The sequence below is a fragment of the Pantoea sp. PNT03 genome (genome assembly GCF_014852515.1).
In the GTDB taxonomy this organism is placed as follows: Bacteria; Pseudomonadota; Gammaproteobacteria; order Enterobacterales; family Enterobacteriaceae; genus Pantoea; species Pantoea leporis.
Map to the genome: position 1 here is coordinate 1 of NZ_JACVBT010000005.1, position 17,442 is coordinate 17,442.

A 17,442-nucleotide genomic window follows, 5' to 3' on the forward strand; every position below is an offset into this window, starting at 1 on the left:
GCTACCCTGTTTTTACTGCATACCTCTCCGATTTCTCGCAGGTCACTGTGGACACGCCGGTACTCATAGACGCCGCCACTCAGGGTATAAGAGTCGCGGATAAGCGTCAGCAGCCGCTGATTATCCTCCTCTCCGGCTGATACCGGGCAGTGGAGCCAGACGTAAAAACCGGAACGGGCAACCTTCAGAACCCGACACATTAGTGTGATCGACCAGACCTGACGGTGATCGTTAATGAAGCGGTACTTTAGTCGGGCTCCCTTGCAAAGTACCGCGCCGCCTTTTTCAGGATATCCCGCTCCTCCTCAGTTCGCTTGAGCTGCGCTTTCAACCGGAGGATCTCCGTCCGGGCATCCAGCAGATCCTGCGCCTGGTGCCCGCTAGCATCAGGTTTTATAGAGCGGATCCATTTATAAAGGCTGTGTTGCGAGACGCCCAAGCGTTCAGAAACGTCGGCGACGGAATAGCCCCGCTCGGTGATCTGGCGGACGGCTTCTTCTTTAAACTCAGGGGTAAATCGTGGTGTGCCCATAGACTCCTCCTATGCTCAAAATATAGGGCAGATTTGTCTATGGGCTCGGGGTCACTCCATCAATGTCAGATTATGGTCCAACATTTGGGGTGCAGTTCATAAATGGCGACCCTACAAAGCGGTGCGCTTGATGCGCACCGTTTTTTATTAACTAAACCACTTCCCGAACCAGCCGTGGAATTTCATCATGATGAAATCCCAAATGCGGCCAACAAAGCCACCTTCCGGCACCGCTTCCATCGTCACCAGCGGACGTTGCTCAATGGTTTTGCCGTCCAGCTGGAAATCGATAGTGCCCACCACCTGATTCTTCTCCAGCGGCGCTTCCAGCTGCGGTGAATTCAGGGTAAAGCTGGCCTTGAGGTTTTTCATCTGCCCTTTTGGCACGGTGATCGCGGCGTCTTTTGCGACGCCAAGATTGACCTGGCTGCGATCGCCAAACCAAACGCGCTGCTGCGCAAACGGTTTATCGGCCTTAATCGGCGTCACGGTTTCATAGAAGCGGAAGCCCCACGTCAGCAACTTCTCACTTTCGCGGAAACGCGTGGCATCGGTCGCCGCACCGAGCACCACTGAAATCAGCCGCATATCGCCTTCGGTTGCCGACGCCACCAGATTGTTACCCGCGCCGGAGGTGTGACCGGTTTTAATGCCATCCACCTTGAGATTGGTGCTCCACAGCAGACGGTTGCGGTTCATCTGCTTAATCTTATTGAAGGTGAACTCTTTTTCACTGTTGATCGCATACTCTTCCGGCACATCGCTAATCAGGCGCTGGCCGATAATCGCCATATCACGCGCGGTGCTGTACTGCCCTTCGGCGTCCAGGCCGTGTACCGTCATAAAGTGGGTGTTTTGCAGGCCAAAGGCTTTGACGTAGTTGTTCATCAACCCGATAAACGAATCCTGGCTGCCCGCGACATAATCAGCCAGCGCGATACAGGCATCGTTGCCAGATTGAATCACCACACCTTTATTCAGCTCAGAGACCGGAATGCGATCGCCGGGCTTAAGGAACATCAGCGATGAGCCGCGCAGCTTGGGATTGCCGGTTGCCCACGCATCCTGGCCGATGGTAACCATGTCATCGTTGTGAATCTTGCCCGATTTCAGTGCCTGGCCGACCACATAGCTGGTCATCATTTTGGTCAAACTGGCGGGATCGAGGCGTTGATCGGCATTGGATTCCGCCAACACTTTGCCGCTGTTGTAATCCATTAAAATCCAGGCTTTGGCGTCAATTTGCGGTGCCGCAGGTGCCTGTTCAGCCAGGGTGGCTGCGGGGATAAAGAGTAAAAGAAGTGAAGACGCAGCCAACGGCCGCCAGACAGAAGCGAAGGTGTTTTTTCTCATGAGCGTGACCAGATTGTCCTTGTTAAATCTCGGTTTTCTTGCAGGCAAGACATGTCTTGCCCCACGCTAACGGTTCAGGCCAGCGAAAAAAACCGCTCAATCGTAAAGTTTTATAGAGTTTATTAGAGTAACCCTGGCACCAACCGCGCAGCGCCGCCACTTTTGCCCATCTGACTTCCGAAAAAATTTGCGTGTAATTCCGATTTTTCGCAGAACGGTTAAGCCAGTCACAAATTTCCGCTAACCTGAACTCAGTCAGCCTGAGGAGAGCCGCGATGGACTTAGCCATTTTCGATTTGGACGAAACCCTGATTTGTGAAGACAGCACCAGCCTCTGGCTGCGCTGGTTGGTTTCACAGGGCTTTGCCCCCGAAGAGATCATCCAGCAGGAGAAAATCCTGATGGAGCAATATCACACCGGTACGTTATCCATTGAAGAGTATATGAACACCACGCTGGCGCCACTCGCCGGCATGGCTACGATGACCGTTGAAGGCTGGGTACGCCGCTTTATCCATCGCGACATCATGCCGCGCGTGTTCCCTGCCGCCCGCGAGCGTATTGCGTGGCACCAGCAGCGCGGCGACACGGTAATGATCATCACCGCCAGCGGCGATCATCTTGCGGTGCCCATCGCCGAACGCCTTGGTGTACACGGCGCGCTGGCGATTGGCGTGGAAGTGGTGGATGAACGCTACAGCGGACAAACCTACGGCACCATGACCTATCGCGAAGGTAAAGTGACACGCCTCAGTGACTGGAAAGCCTTACAGCAAGATCAACGCTTTGAACGCACCTGGGCTTACAGCGATTCGATGAATGATTTACCGCTGCTGGCACATGCCGATCATGCGTGGGTGGTCAATCCCAATCCGCTGCTGCTGCAGGAAGCACAACAGCGCGGATGGGAAGTGTGTAACTGGGCTCGCTAATTTAACCGCGTGGGGCGCTGGCTGTGTCTGGCAGCCCCACTTTCAGCAGCTTGCCGTTGGATTCATCGGTTAGCACGTACAGATAACCATCCGGGCCTTGACGCACATCTCGAATACGCTCACCACGATTTTCCAGCAATCTCTGCTCCTCCACCACTTTCTCGCCGTTGACCTGCAAGCGAATCAAACTCTTCTCTTTCAGCGCACCAATAAACAGGGAATTTTTCCACTGCGGGAAACGCGCGCTGTTGTAGAACGCCATGCCGCTGATGGCCGGCGAGACTTTCCAGAAATGCAGCGGTTGCTCAGTGCCTTCCACTTCACTGCCCTTTGCTTCCGGCACTTTCTGCCCGCTGTAATCAATGCCGTGCGTCGCCAGCGGCCAGCCGTAATTTTTGCCCTTCTCGGGGATGTTGACCTCATCACCCCCGCGCGGGCCGTGTTCGCTTTCCCATATTTGCTGCGTCCACGGATTGAGCGCCAGCCCTTGCGGATTGCGCATGCCGTAGGACCAGATTTCCGCGCGCGCGCCTTGACGATCAACAAACGGATTGTCCGGCGGGATTTCACCGTCTTTGGTCAGACGCACGATTTTACCGGAGAGCTTATCCAGCTGTTGCGCGCTGCTGCTGGCGAAGTTGTCACCGAAGGCGATATAGAGAAAGCCCTGGCGATCAAATGCCAGTCGCGTGCCGATATTGGCGCCGCCCGACAGCTTCGGCGTTTGCTCCAGCACCACTTTAAAGTCACTCAGCTGACGGTTGTCATCGCTCAGGCGACCATAACCCACCACGCCACCCGCCCGACCGCTGGCATCGGCGGTGGTGTAGCTGAGCCACACGCGGCGGCTTTCGGCGAAGTCCGGTGCCAGCACCACATCCAGCAAGCCACCCTGACGATTCGCCCACACCTTCGGCACCCCGCCGATCGGTGGCGACGAGCCTTTACCCGGCTGCCAACTGCGCAGCTGGCCGGATCGTTCAGTGATTAACAGCGTTTGATTATCGGGTAGAAAAGCCACGGACCACGGATGGTCGAGCTTGTCCTGAAGCACCTGAACCTGCACATCGGCAGCGAATAACGGTAAGGACGTGCTTAAAGCGCCAAACAGTAGCGCGGCGGGCAGTAAACGCATGGCATTCTCCTTTATCGCGGTCTGCCGTAAAGCGTAGTCAGCGCGCGACAAAGGATGTGCAGGATTTACAAAACATTAAGCCCGGCACGCCGCCGGGCGAGAATTTACTGTGCGGGCAAGGTCAGCACATTGCATACCATCTCGTCGATGCCCGGACGCAGATCGATAAGTGTGATTGGCGCACTGTTGCGAGGATAACCACCTGCAATGCAGGTGGTTAGGCGGAATTACTCGAAGCAGGTTTCCGGGTTTTCCGACAGCGAAATAAAGGATTCACCGCCTTTGGTCAGGGCAATGATTCCGCCACTCTCAATATCATAAACCCATCCATGCAGGCGAATTTTGCCTTTACGCAGCGCTACCGCTACGGAAGGGTGTGTTTTGATATTGTTCAGCTGCGCAATCACGTTCTCTTTCACCATTTCGTTGAGACGCTTCTCAACGGAATCGTAGTTACGCTCTTCCACCACCGCTTTCGCCGCGTTGGCGTAGTGCAACCAGTGATCGACCGCGGGCATGGTTTCGAGATCGGCATTGGAAGCAATGGCGTTCATGGCACCGCAGTTAGAGTGACCACAAATAATAATTTCGGTCACGCCCAAAGCGACAACCGCGTACTCAATGGTTGCGGACACGCCGCCCGGCTCTGGACCAAACGGTGGCACGATATTACCGGCGTTTCGGATCACGAACAGCTGACCCGGCTCCGACTGCGTCACCAGCTCTGGCACCAGACGGCTGTCTGAGCAGGAGATAAACAGGGCTTTGGGATTTTGGTTGGATGCCAAACTTTTGAAAAGATCCTTCCTTTCAGGGAACACATTCTGTTGAAAATTCAGAAAACCTTTGACGATCTCTTGCATATGTCTGCTCTCACATTATCCACTTCTGCCCTGGCAGTGAGGATTCACTATCAGTGCGATTTGAAATTTTCAGTGAAGATAACAACTTACCTTCACCGACCCAACATTTAAGCAAAAGGCGCCAGCTTACACAACTCGGATCGCCACAGAGGGCCATTGCGCCAGCGAGTGAGCCGCACCGCCAACAGAGTTAAGCACAATCATCATGCATTAGTTACCCCATAAGGAGATTCTTACACAGCCTATACATTTTCCCCGGCAACCTCTGTACAATCGCCCCCCTATCCACACTAATTATGATGAATTTTTATCCTTATGAGCCATGTCAAAAATCCACCGCGCGTGGGGTTCGTCTCCCTCGGCTGTCCGAAAAACCTCGTCGACTCTGAACGCATCCTGACGGAGCTGCGTACTGAAGGCTATGACGTGGTGCCACGCTACGATGATGCGGAGATCGTCATCGTTAACACCTGTGGATTTATTGACAGCGCCGTACAGGAATCTCTGGAAGCGATTGGTGAAGCGCTGAATGAAAACGGCAAAGTGATCGTCACCGGTTGCCTCGGTGCCAAAGTGGATCAGATCCGCGAAGTGCATCCGAAAGTGCTGGAGATCACTGGCCCGCACAGCTACGAGCAGGTGCTGTCGCATGTGCACACTTATGTGCCGAAACCAGAACACAATCCGTTCCTGAGTTTAGTGCCAGAGCAAGGTGTCAAACTGACGCCGCGCCATTACGCCTACCTGAAAATTTCCGAAGGCTGCAACCATCGCTGCACCTTCTGCATCATTCCATCAATGCGTGGCGATCTTGATAGCCGCCCAATCGGTTCGGTGCTCGACGAAGCTAAACGTCTGGTTGAAGCGGGCGTGAAAGAGCTGCTGGTAATCTCACAAGACACCTCCGCTTACGGCGTGGATGTTAAACATCGCACCGGTTTCTGGAACGGATCGCCGGTGAAAACCAGCATGGTGAGCCTGTGCGAGCAGTTAGCCAAACTCGGCGTGTGGGTGCGTCTGCACTACGTTTATCCTTATCCGCATGTGGATGATGTGATCCCGCTGATGGCCGAAGGCAAGATTCTGCCGTACCTCGATATTCCGCTGCAGCACGCCAGCCCGCGCATCCTCAAGCTGATGAAGCGTCCCGGCGCGGTAGAGCGTACGCTGGAGCGCATTAAGCGCTGGCGTGAAATCTGTCCGGAGCTGACGCTGCGTTCAACCTTTATCGTCGGTTTCCCCGGTGAAACCGAAGAAGATTTCCAGATGCTGCTCGACTTCCTGCAGGAAGCGCGCCTCGATCGCGTTGGCTGCTTCCAGTACAGCCCGGTAGATGGCGCAACTGCTAACCAACTGCCGGATCAGGTACCGGACGACGTGAAGCAGGATCGTTTTGATCGCTTCATGCAGCTGCAGCAGAACATCTCCAGCGAACGTCTGCAGGAGAAAATCGGCCGCGAAGTGCTGGTGCTGATTGATGAAGTGGACGAAGAAGGCGCGGTGGGACGCAGCATGGCTGACGCCCCGGAAATCGATGGCGCGGTTTATCTGAACGGCGATCGTCAGGTGAAAGTCGGCGACGTGGTCCGCGTTAAAGTGGAACACGCCGATGAATACGATCTGTGGGGCACGCGCGTTTAACCATACTTCTGCTGGTGCGCACGCTTGCGCGCCAGATAGTCTGTATCCGCGCGCAGTTTATCCCAGCACGCTTTGAAAACGGCCGCCGCAGCGGCCTTCTCTTTTTCTGTGGTACGCGGCAGTTCGTTGCCCGCCTCGTCATATTTACGCCCGCCCTGATGATTACTGTAGCGGCGTGCACGCGTATAACCCATCTGAATATATTTGCGCGCCATATCCATACCGACAAAATCGTCCTGCGCGCGATATGCCTCAAACAGCTGCATAATCTGCTGTGAAGATTCTTTTGCCAGCTCGACGGTGCGAAAACGCCAGTGCGGCAGAATCTCACTTTTATAGGGCTCGACCATCAGCACGCCCTGCTCGCCGCGCCCCACCTGATACAGCTCAGGCTGCTGGCGAAAATTGATGTGCTTGAAATCCTGCTCGTAGTTAAACGCTTTCATCTGTTTTTCCCGCCTCTCATCGTCCCGTGACGTAATTATTTCCTGCTGGCACTTAAGCGATTTGCTTTTATACCGATAACCTGGATATCAGCCTACTTCCTCAGAGACGCACCTATGTTTAAACGAATGAAAATTGTGACAGCCATCATGATGATATTGGTGGTTTTCACCGCGATGCAGGCGATTTCCGGCTCGCTGTTTTTATCATCACTGATTACCGGACAGCATAATTTCACCACCAGTAATCAGCTGTCACATCAGCAGCGTGAGCTGGCCGACGGTTGGCAAACGCTGGTGAAAACGCGCGTGATCATTAACCGCGTCGCCATTCGTATCCTGAAAAAACAGACGGATGAAGCGTCCGTCGCCGCCATCAACAAACTGCTGATCAGCGCGGGTGCGTCACTGGATGAAGCAAAGCAACATTATGACCTCTACCAGAGCATGCCGCGCATTGCCGGACAAAGCGCTGATTCAGCCAGTGTAGTCGACGCTAAATTTGCTGCCTTCGCAGAATTACTGAAACAGTCGGCAGCGTTCCTGAAAGCCAATGATTACGCCGCCTATGGCAACCTTGACGCCCAGCAGGCGCAGGACGATCTGGAAGTCGCGTACAAGCAATGGCGCGAGCACAACGTGCAGCTGCTGGCCGAGCGCAACGCGGAATATGATAATAACTATCAGCACATGCTGGTGTTGGTCGCCGTGATGGCGATAGTTGTGGTGCTGTTGCTGGTTGCGGTGTGGATTCTGGTGCGTCGCATCCTGCTGGCACCGATGAAGCAGGTGCAGCAGCAGATGGAGCGCTTCGCCGACGGCGATCTCTCCGCCCGTTTGCAGGTGGAAGGCCGCAGTGAAATGGCATCGATTGCCGCCAGCCTCAACCATATGCAGCAGTCGCTGCTCAGCACCATTAACAATGTGCGTGATAGCGCGGATGCGATTTTTGGCAGCGCCAGCGAGATTGCCACCGGCAATAACGATCTCTCTTCACGCACCGAGCAGCAAGCGGCATCGCTGGAAGAGACCGCCGCCAGCATGGAACAGCTTACCGCCACGGTGAAACAGAATGCCGATAACGCGCGTCAGGCCACGCAGCTGGCGAAAACCGCCTCGGAAACCGCCGATAAAGGCGGCAACGTGGTGGATGGTGTGGTGAAAACCATGCGCGATATCGCCGACAGCTCGAAGAAAATCGCCGATATCACCAGCGTGATTGATGGCATCGCCTTCCAGACCAACATCCTCGCGCTCAACGCGGCAGTTGAAGCGGCGCGCGCCGGTGAACAAGGACGCGGTTTTGCCGTGGTAGCGGGTGAAGTGCGCAATCTGGCACAGCGCAGCGCTCAGGCGGCGAAAGAGATCAAACTGCTGATTGAGAATTCCGTGCAGCGTGTCAACACCGGTTCGCAGCAGGTGAGCAGCGCCGGTGAAACCATGCAGGAAATCGTCAGCGCTGTTACCCGCGTCACCGATATCATGGGCGAGATTGCTTCAGCGTCCGATGAGCAGAGCCGCGGCATCGACCAGATTGGTCAGGCGGTGAACGAGATGGATCGCGTCACGCAGCAGAACGCCACGCTGGTGCAGGAATCGGCTAACGCCTCAGCGTCGCTGGAGCAGCAGGCCAGCAGCCTCTCTTCTGCGGTGGCCCGCTTCAAAACCGGCACGCGCCAGGCGACTGCAACGGTGGCGAAAGTGGTGAAACCGGTGATAACACCAACCCGCGCGCAGCCTGCCGCCGCGCACAGTAATGACAATTGGGAAACGTTTTAAGACCGGAGTGGTGCGGTTATTGAAGAGGTCGCCATAAATGGCGACCGGACCCACCATCAGGTCTTCAATTTGGGATCCAGCGCATCACGCAAACCATCACCCAGCAGGTTAAACGCCAGCACGGTGAGGAAAATCGCCAGGCTCGGGAAGATGGCGACATGCGGCGCAATTACCATATCGGCGCGCGCTTCATTGAGCATCGCGCCCCACTCCGGCGTGGGCGGCTGCGCGCCGAGGCCGAGAAAGGACAAACTCGCCGCCGTGATAATCGAGGTACCGATACGCATGGTGAAATAGACCACAATCGACGACACCGTGCCGGGCAGGATGTGACGCATAATTATGGTCCAGTCCGACGCGCCAATACTGCGTGCCGACTCAATATAGGTTTGATGTTTCAGCACCAGCGTATTGCCGCGCACCAAACGGGCAAACGCCGGAATGCTGAAGATCGCCACCGCGACAATCACGTTGCTCATGCCGCTGCCCATAATCGCCACCACCGCAATCGCCAGCAGAATGCCGGGGAAAGCGAACAGCACATCGCAGATACGCATGGTGATGCGATCCCACCAGCCTTCGTAATAGCCCGCCAGCAGACCTAAAACGGTGCCGATCAGCGCGCCGATCGCCACCGAGAAGAAACCGGCGATCAGCGAGATACGCGTGCCCACCAGCACACGGCTGAAGATATCGCGCCCCAACGAGTCAACGCCAAACCAGTGCATCAGCGACGGCCCTTCGTTTAGCCGGTCGTAATCGAAATAGTTTTCCGCATCAAATGGCGCAATCAGCGGCGCGATAAACGCCACCACGATCAGCAGCAGCACAAACACTCCGGCCAGCAGCGCCACATGCTGACGGCGAAAGCGTCGCCAGAATTCGCGCCACGGCGTACGTACCCGGTTTTCCGTGATAGTCGGCAGGGTTTTCAATGCCGCGGCTCGTCGCCAGTTCTTCAATTGCAACTCCTTACTTGTAGCGAATTGCCGGGTTGATTGCCGCGTACAGCACATCGACAATCAGGTTAATCAGGATGAACTCCAGCGAGAACAGCAGCACTTCGGCCTGAATCACCGGGTAATCGCGCATCTCGACCGAATCCACCAGCAAGCGGCCTAAGCCTGGCCAGTTGAACACCACTTCCACCACAATCGAGCCGCCGAGCAGGAAACCAAACTGCAGGCCCATCATGGTGACCACCGGGATCATCGCGTTGCGCAGGCCGTGTTTCACCACCACCAGCGATTCGCGCACCCCTTTGGCGCGCGCGGTGCGCATGTAATCTTCCTGCATCACCTCCACGAACGACGCGCGGGTGAAGCGTGCCATCACCGCCGCCACCGCTGCACCCAAGGTGATCGATGGCAAAATGTAGTGTTTCCAGCTATCCGCGCCAACGGTCGGCAACCAGCCGAGCTCGACAGAAAACACCTGCATCAGCAGCATGCCGAGCGCAAACGCCGGGAACGAGATGCCTGACACCGCCAGCGTCATGCCGATGCGATCCGGCCAGCGATTGCGCCACACCGCCGAGGTGATGCCAATCGCCATACCGAATATCACCGCCCACACCATGCTGCTGAGTGTCAGCCACAGCGTCGGGAAAAAGCGCGCGGCAATTTCGTCAATTACCGGACGTTTCGAGACCAGCGAATGGCCGAAATCGCCCTGCACCGCATTGATCATAAAGTGCCAGAACTGCTTGAGCTGCGGCTGATCGAGGCCGAGATCCTGACGCACCAGCGCCACCACCGAGGCATCCGCTTCCGGGCCGGCAATCAGGCGCGCCGGATCGCCTGGCAGCAAATGGACGAACAGGAACACCAGCACCGCCACAATCAGCAGCGTGGGAATCAGTCCCAGTAATCGTTTGAGAAAATAGTTGAGCATGCGAAGTCCTGCGCAGCATCGGCCAGCCCGCTAAGGCTGGCCGCGTCTGTTACTTCAGATCGGCCTCATCAAGATTGAATGAGGTATCGGGCATGACATAAAAACCGCTGAGGTTTTTATTGTTGGCTGACAGCAGTTGTTCCACCACCAGCGGGATCCACGGATGATCGTTCCAGATGCGATCCTGCGCGTCTTTGTACAGCTTAGCTTTCTGATCGCGATCGGTGGTTTTCAGCGCATCGGCGAGATCTTTATCCACCTGCGGATTGCTGTAGAACGCGGTGTTGAAGATTGCTGGCGGCCATGAAGTGGTGGCGAACAGCGGCGTCAGCGCCCAGTCGGCTTCACCGGTCGAGGCGGACCAGCCGGTGTAGAACATGCGTACACCGCTCTCTTTCTGCCCTTTGCTCTCTACTTCAGCGGCACGCTGACCGGCATCCATCGCCGTCACTTTCACCTTCACGCCCACCTGTGCCAGCTGCTGCTGGGTGAACTGCAGCACTTTCTGCGCGGTGCTGTGGTTGTGCGAAGACCACAACGTGGTTTCGAAACCGTTCGGGAAGCCCGCTTCTTTCAGCAGTTCGCGCGCTTTGGCCGGATCATATTTGATTGCCGGATAGCTCTGCGCAAAGTCGATGCTCGGCGGCACGATGCCGGTGGCTGGCGTGGCGTAACCGGCAAAGGCGACTTTTGCCAGTGCCTGACGGTTGATGGCGTACTCCAGCGCTTCACGCACTTTCGGATTATCAAACGGCTTTTGCGTCACGTTGAGGCTGATGTAGCGCTGCATGATTGACGGCGTGGTGACCACATCGAGCTTGCTGTTGCCTTCCAGCAGTTTGGCCTGCTCGAACGGCACTGGGAAAGCAAAGCTCGCTTCGCCAGTTTGCAGCATCGCCGCGCGGGTGTTGTTATCCACCACCGGACGCCAGGTAATGCTATCCAGCTTCGGATAGCCTTTTTTCCAGTAGCCGTCCCACTTCTTCACTTTCACGAAGTCGGTCTGGTTCCAGGTATCAAAGGCAAACGGGCCGGTTCCTACCGGATGGAAGCCGATATCTTTGCCATATTTCTTCAGCGCGGTCGGGGAAATCATCACCGCCGCCGGATGCGCGAGATTATTAATGAAGGCCGAGAACGGCTGCTTCAGGGTGATTTTCACTGTGCTCGGATCGACCACTTCGGTGGTGGCGATATATTTGAACAGGTTATAGCGTTTGAGATGGTTATCCGGATTGCTGGCGCGATCAAGGTTCACCTTCACCGCTTCGGCATTGAAGTCAGTGCCATCCTGGAATTTCACGCCGGCGCGCAGCTTGATGGTGTAGGTCAGGCCGTCGCTGCTCGCCTGATAACTTTCCGCCAGCACGTTGGTCAGCTTCATGTCTTTATCGAAGCCGAACAAGCCCTGATAGAAGGACTTCGCCACCGCCTGCGACAGCGTATCGTTAGCGTCATACGGATCGAGCGTGGTAAAAGTCGAGGCCACCGCAATCACCGCATCTTTCGCCGCCCACGCGGGCAGCGCCAGCGCCGAACTCAACAAACCGGCAGTGATAACCCCTTTTCGCATAATATGGTGCATCGTTATCGTTCTCCTGTAATCCCTGTCATGCGCGACATCCAAAGATGTGCGGTTGTTTGCTGCTCAGGCGCCGCTAATTGCGTGCCGGGCGACAAAATGGCCCGGTGCCACTTCCAGTAAAGGCGCCACTTCTGGCTCATCGCCCAGCGGGCGAATCGGGCTGGGGATCTCATCCACCATCAGCGCCCGCTCACGATGCCGATGGGCCGGATCGGCCACCGGCACCGCGGCCATCAGTTTTTTGGTGTAGGGATGGCGCGGCTGCTCAAATACCGCCTGACGCGGCCCCATTTCCACAATTTGTCCGAGATACATCACCGCCACGCGATGGCTGATGCGTTCCACCACCGCCATATCGTGCGAGATAAATAAGAAAGCGATACCAAATTCACGCTGTAAATCGAGCATCAGGTTGATGATTTGCGCCTGAATCGACACATCCAGCGCCGACACCGATTCATCGGCGATCACCACTTTGGGATTGAGCGCCAGCGCGCGCGCAATGCAGATGCGCTGGCGCTGGCCGCCGGAAAATTCGTGCGGATAACGCTGCGCATGTTCCGGCAGCAGGCCGACACGCTCCAGCAGCCAGGCAACGCGCTTCTCTGCCTGACGACGATCCAGCGTTTTGTGCACCAGCAGCGGTTCCATGATCGAAAAACCCACGGTCAAACGCGGATCGAGCGAGGCGTAAGGATCCTGGAAGATAAACTGGATATCGCGACGCAGCGACGCCAGCGCATTGCCCTGCAGCGCATCGATGCGTTGGCCGTCAAAAGTAATGGTGCCGCCCTGGCTGGCTACCAGCCGCAGCAGCGAACGCCCGGTAGTGGATTTTCCGCAGCCGGATTCACCCACAAGCGCCAGCGTTTCACCGGCATGGAGATCGAAACTGACTTTCTCGACCGCGTGCACGCGGCGTTTAACGCGATTGAGCAAGCCGCCGCGAATATCAAAGCGCGTGACTAAATCGCGCACCTGCAAAATCGGCGGTCGATCGTGACGCACCGTGTCCTGCGGTGCGGCCTGTTCTTCACGTCCGTTGCTATGCAATAAGGGAAATTTAGCCGGCAGCGGCTGGCCGTGCATCGCCCCCAGTTTGGGCACCGCCGCCAGCAACGCGCGGGTATAGGGCTGCTGCGGATCGGCAAACAGCTGCTGCACCGACGCGCGCTCTACCACATCGCCGCGATACATCACCTGCACGCGATCGGCCATCTCCGCCACTACGCCCATATCATGGGTGATGAAAATCACCCCCATCTGCATCTCTTTTTGCAGCACACGGATCAACTGCAGAATTTGCGCCTGAATAGTGACGTCGAGTGCGGTGGTAGGTTCGTCGGCAATCAGCAGCGCCGGTTTGCAAGACAGCGCCATGGCAATCATCACGCGCTGGCGCATGCCGCCTGAGAGTTGATGCGGATAGCGTGATAACACATTTTGCGCTTCGGGAATGCGCACCAGATCGAGCATGCGCCGCGCTTCCGCCAGCGCCTGTTGGTGACTTTTACCCTGATGCAGACGGATGGATTCCGCAATCTGCTCGCCGACGGTGAACACCGGGTTGAGCGAGGTCATCGGCTCCTGAAAGATCATCGCCATATCGGCGCCGCGCACTTTGCGCATCTGACCGTTCGACGCGCGCATCACATCCAGCACCTCGCCATTGCGACGCCGCAGCTGGATATCTCCGCTCACTTCGCCGCCGGCCTGCTGAATCAAGCGCATCAGCGCCAGCGAGGTGACGGATTTGCCCGAGCCCGATTCGCCCACCAGCGCCAGAGTTTCACCGCGATGCAGGTCGAGCGACAGGTTGCGTACCGCTTCGGTAATGCGCCCTTCATGCTCAAAGCGCACGTTAAGATCGCGCACCGCCAGAACCTGCTCCGGCGCAAACTGCAGCTGTTGGTCCGTCATGCCTGCTCCTTAGCTGTCGCGGTAAATCGCTACCTCAACATCGCCATTCACATAGGCGAATCCGCGATACATGCCTTCGCTGTTAAACGGCAGCGCCACATTGCCTGCGGCGTCAATGGCAATCAGCCCGCCGCTGCCTTCCAGCTCCTGCACTTTGTCATGAATGACGTTGGCGGTGGCCTGTTGCAGCGAGCGTCCGGCGTAATGCATCTGCGCCGCCACGTCGTAAGCGGCGAGCGTGCGGATAAACACTTCGCCGGTACCGGTACAGGAGACCGCTACGGTGTCGTTGCTGGCGTAGCAGCCTGCGCCGACTAAAGGCGAATCGCCCACGCGACCGGCCTGTTTGTTGGTCATGCCGCCGGTTGAGGTGGCGGCCGCCAGATTACCCTGAAGATCGAGCGCGACCGCACCGACGGTGCCGAATTTGCGATCCGGGTCCAGCGGATCGTCGCTGTGACTGTTTGCTTCGCCATCGTGATCCAGCACCATCTGCTGGCTGTGCAGCGCGCGCTGCAGCTGCTCCCAGCGCTCCGGCGTGGAGAAGAAATCGGCGTCGACCGGCGCTAAACCTTGCTCAGCGGCGAAAGCTTCTGCGCCCGCACCGATAAACAGTACGTGCGGGCTATTCTCCAGCACCTTACGCGCCGCCAGAATCGGATTGCGGATGTGGCTGACGCCCGCGACCGCGCCGACGTCCAGCGTGCGGCCATCCATAATGCTGGCATCGAGTTCATGCGTGCCCTGATGAGTGAACACCGCGCCCTTGCCCGCGTTAAACAGCGGACACTCTTCCAGCAGGCGTACGGCTTCGGTAACGGCATCTAACGCGCTGCCGCCCGCCGCAAGAATTTGCTGGCCTGCGGTAACGATTGCGGTGAGTTGCTGACGATAGTGCTGCTCTTTTTCGGCGCTCATTGCCGCACGCGTAATCGCGCCCGCACCGCCGTGAATTGCGATAACTGCTTTAGCCATAACCGGTACCCTGTTAAGGAATCAGAACCAAAAACACTGATTTAGAATGGTTTTCATCTTTTTTTGGCAATTTTCGACTATAGAAAGGCACCCTCATCTTGTAAAGCAGAAACTGCCTGCGCGGTCATAACCTTTTATTGTGGATTATGCTTTTTTGGTTGTGATGTGCTTAGCGGATGCGCACCTGTAAAACAGGAAAACCATTTTTACCATTCGCACATTCCGTAGCGGCGCGATTTATCGCGCAATAAATTGCGCCGCTACGGAATGTGCAGTGATTGAGTAAAGTGCACTCTCGCTTAACAGCCACGCATTACCCATAATAGACCGCATCTGAAATTAACCAGACAGAGATGGACATGGAACCTTTTACCGCAGGATTAATCTCCCTCGAAGACGCGCAGCAAAAGATGCTGCAACAACTGACGCCGATTAGCGATTCGATCAACGTCTCGCTGTTTGAGGCCGCCGGACGCATCACCGCCAGGCCGATCAACTCGCCGCTCGATGTGCCCTCGTTTGATAACTCGGCGATGGATGGTTACGCGCTGCGTCTGGCCGACATCGCACCCGATCGCGTGTTCCCGGTGGCCGGTAAAGCCTTCGCCGGTGCGCCGTTTAACGGTGCGTGGCCCGCGGGCAGCGTGATCCGCATCATGACCGGCGCGCCAATTCCCGCCGGTTGTGATGCCGTGGTGATGCAGGAGCAAACGGAGCAACGCGACGGCGGCATTGTCATTACCGCGCCGGTGCAGGCTGCGCAAAATATTCGTCGCATCGGTGAAGACATTCAGGCGGGCAAACAGGTGCTGGACGCCGGAGTGCGCCTTGGTGCGGCCGAACTGCCGCTGCTGGCGTCGCTGGGGATTGCTGAAGTCAGCGTGCTGCGCAAACTGCGCGTGGCAATCTTCTCCACCGGCGATGAACTGCAGGCGGTCGGCCAGCCGCTGGCGGAAGGTCAGATTTACGATACCAACCGCTTTACCGTGGCGTTAATGCTTAACAAGCTGGGCTGCGAAGTGATCGATCTCGGCGTGATTGCCGACGATCAGGCGGCGCTGCGTACCGCCTTTACCGAAGCCGATCGCCAGGCCGATGTGGTGATCAGCACCGGCGGCGTGTCGGTTGGCGAAGCCGATTTCACCCGTGCGATACTGGAAGAGCTCGGCGCTATCACCTTCTGGAAACTGGCGATCAAACCGGGCAAACCCTTTGCTTTTGGTCGCCTGGCCAACAGCTGGTTCTGCGGTTTACCGGGCAATCCGGTTTCTGCGGCCGTAACCTTCTATCAATTAGTTCAGCCGCTGCTGGCCACCTTAACCGGCCAAACCACGCGCATCATGCCGCTACGCCAACGCGCGCGTGCTACGCAACGTTTGAAGAAATCGCCGGGTCGTCTCGACTTCCAGCGTGCGATTTTCAGCCGCGGTGACGATGGCGTGCTGGAAGTGCGCAGCACTGGTGCGCAAGGTTCGCATGTGTTCAGCTCGTTCGCGCTGGCTAACTGCTTTGTGGTGCTGGAGCGCGAGCGCGGCGATGTGGAACCGGGCGAATGGGTGGAGATCGAAGCCTTTAATAGCCTGCTGGAGGGCTAATGAGCGTTGAGTTGAGCGACAAAGAGATGCTGCGCTATAACCGTCAGATTGTCCTGCGCGGTTTTGATTTTGATGGACAGGAAAAGCTAAAGGCGGCACAGGTGTTGGTGATCGGCCTCGGCGGACTCGGCTGTGCGGCGGCGCCCTATCTGGCATCGGCGGGTGTGGGACATCTCACGTTGCTCGATTTCGATAGCGTTAGCCTCAGTAATCTCCAGCGCCAGATCCTGCACAGTGATGCGAAAATTGGCGTAGCGAAAGTCGCCTCGGCGCAGCAGCAATTGGCGGCAATTAATCCGCATTGCCAGCTGGAGCCGATTGATGCGCAGCTGGATGACGCGCAGCTCAGCACATTAATTGCGCGCCATGATGCGGTGGTGGATTGCACCGATAACGTCGATACCCGCGAGCAGATCAACCGCCTCTGTTTTCAGCACAAGGTGCCGCTGATTTCCGGCGCAGCGATTCGCATGGAAGGCCAGCTCAGCGTGTTTACCTGGCAGCCCGGCGAGCCGTGTTATCGCTGCATCAGCCGCTTGTTTGGCGATCAGGTATTAAGTTGCGTTGAAGCCGGCGTGATGGCGCCGTTGGTGGGTGTGGTCGGTGCAATGCAGGCGATGGAAACCTTAAAAGTGCTGACGGCGTTCGGTCAACCTGCTAGCGCACGCTTATTGATGTACGACGCGATGAGCGCGGAGTTCCGCAGCATGAAGGTGGCGCAGGATGCGCATTGTGAAGTGTGTGGTGAATAAGGTCGCCATGAATGACGACCTTACAGATGTAAGTCGCGGGTTTT

Annotated in this window: 14 protein-coding genes and 1 pseudogene; 5 read left to right on the plus strand and 10 right to left on the minus strand. The window is 56.8% G+C overall.

Annotated elements, in window-relative coordinates; genetic code table 11:
- Together IB226_RS17235 and IB226_RS17240 are read right to left on the minus strand one after the other, a co-directional pair.
- Window positions 1-532: pseudogene (locus IB226_RS17235) on the minus strand (transposase); the annotation flags it as partial.
- A 147-nt stretch (window positions 533-679) separates the two neighbouring features.
- Window positions 680-1,885 carry a serine hydrolase gene (locus IB226_RS17240; RefSeq protein ID WP_101760993.1) on the minus strand — a complete coding sequence of 402 codons (1,206 nt, stop codon included), beginning with the start codon at window positions 1,883-1,885 and terminating at the stop codon, window positions 680-682.
- A 275-nt stretch (window positions 1,886-2,160) separates the two neighbouring features.
- Between IB226_RS17240 and IB226_RS17245 the strand changes: the two genes are divergently transcribed.
- Window positions 2,161-2,817, plus strand: a complete 657-nt coding sequence (locus tag IB226_RS17245) for an HAD family phosphatase (RefSeq protein ID WP_101760994.1) — start codon at window positions 2,161-2,163, stop codon at window positions 2,815-2,817.
- A gap of 1 nt (window position 2,818) precedes the next feature.
- Here the strand turns inward: IB226_RS17245 and IB226_RS17250 are convergent, their stop codons facing one another.
- Both IB226_RS17250 and IB226_RS17255 read right to left on the minus strand, forming a co-directional pair.
- Window positions 2,819-3,952 (minus strand): PQQ-dependent sugar dehydrogenase, encoded by a 1,134-nt coding sequence (locus tag IB226_RS17250; protein WP_192236548.1) that lies wholly within the window; start codon window positions 3,950-3,952, stop codon window positions 2,819-2,821.
- Between the two features lie 227 nt (window positions 3,953-4,179).
- A complete protein-coding gene (locus IB226_RS17255; RefSeq protein ID WP_101760997.1) occupies window positions 4,180-4,815 on the minus strand; it encodes a carbonic anhydrase in 636 nt (211 codons plus the stop codon).
- Window positions 4,816-5,130: 315 nt separating this feature from the next.
- Here IB226_RS17255 and rimO point away from each other — a divergent pair, with 315 nt between their 5' ends.
- Window positions 5,131-6,456, plus strand: coding sequence for a 30S ribosomal protein S12 methylthiotransferase RimO (gene rimO / locus IB226_RS17260; RefSeq protein WP_192236549.1), 1,326 nt, complete (start codon window positions 5,131-5,133; stop codon window positions 6,454-6,456).
- On the opposite strand, the gene IB226_RS17265 is transcribed toward rimO, so the two are convergent.
- Window positions 6,453-6,902, minus strand: a complete 450-nt coding sequence (locus tag IB226_RS17265; RefSeq protein WP_101760999.1) for a DUF4385 domain-containing protein — start codon at window positions 6,900-6,902, stop codon at window positions 6,453-6,455. The genes rimO and IB226_RS17265 overlap by 4 nt on opposite strands.
- A gap of 114 nt (window positions 6,903-7,016) precedes the next feature.
- On the opposite strand from IB226_RS17265, the gene IB226_RS17270 reads away from it, so the two are divergent.
- Window positions 7,017-8,678 carry a methyl-accepting chemotaxis protein gene (locus IB226_RS17270; protein WP_192236550.1) on the plus strand — a complete coding sequence of 554 codons (1,662 nt, stop codon included), beginning with the start codon at window positions 7,017-7,019 and terminating at the stop codon, window positions 8,676-8,678.
- 56 nt (window positions 8,679-8,734) lie between these two features.
- Here IB226_RS17270 and gsiD read toward each other — a convergent pair whose 3' ends face one another.
- The 5 genes from gsiD to IB226_RS17295 form a co-directional block, all read right to left on the minus strand.
- Window positions 8,735-9,640: a glutathione ABC transporter permease GsiD gene (gene gsiD / locus IB226_RS17275; protein WP_192236551.1), complete on the minus strand. Its 906-nt coding sequence runs from the start codon at window positions 9,638-9,640 to the stop codon at window positions 8,735-8,737.
- Between the two features lie 10 nt (window positions 9,641-9,650).
- Window positions 9,651-10,571: a glutathione ABC transporter permease GsiC gene (gsiC, locus tag IB226_RS17280; RefSeq protein WP_192236552.1), complete on the minus strand. Its 921-nt coding sequence runs from the start codon at window positions 10,569-10,571 to the stop codon at window positions 9,651-9,653.
- Between the two features lie 49 nt (window positions 10,572-10,620).
- Window positions 10,621-12,156: a glutathione ABC transporter substrate-binding protein GsiB gene (gene gsiB / locus IB226_RS17285; RefSeq protein ID WP_192236553.1), complete on the minus strand. Its 1,536-nt coding sequence runs from the start codon at window positions 12,154-12,156 to the stop codon at window positions 10,621-10,623.
- A gap of 63 nt (window positions 12,157-12,219) precedes the next feature.
- The gene (gene gsiA / locus IB226_RS17290) at window positions 12,220-14,076 is read right to left on the minus strand and encodes a glutathione ABC transporter ATP-binding protein GsiA (RefSeq protein WP_101761003.1); all 1,857 of its coding nucleotides are present in this window, start codon (window positions 14,074-14,076) and stop codon (window positions 12,220-12,222) included.
- A 9-nt stretch (window positions 14,077-14,085) separates the two neighbouring features.
- The gene (locus tag IB226_RS17295) at window positions 14,086-15,051 is read right to left on the minus strand and encodes an isoaspartyl peptidase/L-asparaginase family protein (RefSeq protein ID WP_101761004.1); all 966 of its coding nucleotides are present in this window, start codon (window positions 15,049-15,051) and stop codon (window positions 14,086-14,088) included.
- A 359-nt stretch (window positions 15,052-15,410) separates the two neighbouring features.
- On the opposite strand from IB226_RS17295, the gene moeA reads away from it, so the two are divergent.
- The gene (moeA, locus tag IB226_RS17300; protein WP_304622223.1) at window positions 15,411-16,646 is read left to right on the plus strand and encodes a molybdopterin molybdotransferase MoeA; all 1,236 of its coding nucleotides are present in this window, start codon (window positions 15,411-15,413) and stop codon (window positions 16,644-16,646) included.
- Window positions 16,646-17,398 carry a molybdopterin-synthase adenylyltransferase MoeB gene (gene moeB, locus IB226_RS17305; protein ID WP_192236555.1) on the plus strand — a complete coding sequence of 251 codons (753 nt, stop codon included), beginning with the start codon at window positions 16,646-16,648 and terminating at the stop codon, window positions 17,396-17,398. The genes moeA and moeB overlap by 1 nt, the downstream gene beginning before the upstream one ends.
- The last annotated feature ends 44 nt before the right edge of the window (window positions 17,399-17,442 follow it).

What these genes read in the sequence shown, in the direction of transcription:
- IB226_RS17240 (WP_101760993.1), bottom strand. Translation starts at nt 1,885, where the DNA reads ATGAGAAAAAACACCTTCGCTTCTGTCTGGCGGCCGTTGGCTGCGTCT.
- IB226_RS17245 (WP_101760994.1), top strand. Translation starts at nt 2,161, where the DNA reads ATGGACTTAGCCATTTTCGATTTGGACGAAACCCTGATTTGTGAAGAC.
- IB226_RS17250 (WP_192236548.1), bottom strand. Translation starts at nt 3,952, where the DNA reads ATGCGTTTACTGCCCGCCGCGCTACTGTTTGGCGCTTTAAGCACGTCC.
- IB226_RS17255 (WP_101760997.1), bottom strand. Translation starts at nt 4,815, where the DNA reads ATGCAAGAGATCGTCAAAGGTTTTCTGAATTTTCAACAGAATGTGTTC.
- rimO (WP_192236549.1), top strand. Translation starts at nt 5,131, where the DNA reads ATGAGCCATGTCAAAAATCCACCGCGCGTGGGGTTCGTCTCCCTCGGC.
- IB226_RS17265 (WP_101760999.1), bottom strand. Translation starts at nt 6,902, where the DNA reads ATGAAAGCGTTTAACTACGAGCAGGATTTCAAGCACATCAATTTTCGC.
- IB226_RS17270 (WP_192236550.1), top strand. Translation starts at nt 7,017, where the DNA reads ATGTTTAAACGAATGAAAATTGTGACAGCCATCATGATGATATTGGTG.
- gsiC (WP_192236552.1), bottom strand. Translation starts at nt 10,571, where the DNA reads ATGCTCAACTATTTTCTCAAACGATTACTGGGACTGATTCCCACGCTG.
- gsiB (WP_192236553.1), bottom strand. Translation starts at nt 12,156, where the DNA reads ATGCACCATATTATGCGAAAAGGGGTTATCACTGCCGGTTTGTTGAGT.
- gsiA (WP_101761003.1), bottom strand. Translation starts at nt 14,076, where the DNA reads ATGACGGACCAACAGCTGCAGTTTGCGCCGGAGCAGGTTCTGGCGGTG.
- IB226_RS17295 (WP_101761004.1), bottom strand. Translation starts at nt 15,051, where the DNA reads ATGGCTAAAGCAGTTATCGCAATTCACGGCGGTGCGGGCGCGATTACG.
- moeA (WP_304622223.1), top strand. Translation starts at nt 15,411, where the DNA reads ATGGAACCTTTTACCGCAGGATTAATCTCCCTCGAAGACGCGCAGCAA.
- moeB (WP_192236555.1), top strand. Translation starts at nt 16,646, where the DNA reads ATGAGCGTTGAGTTGAGCGACAAAGAGATGCTGCGCTATAACCGTCAG.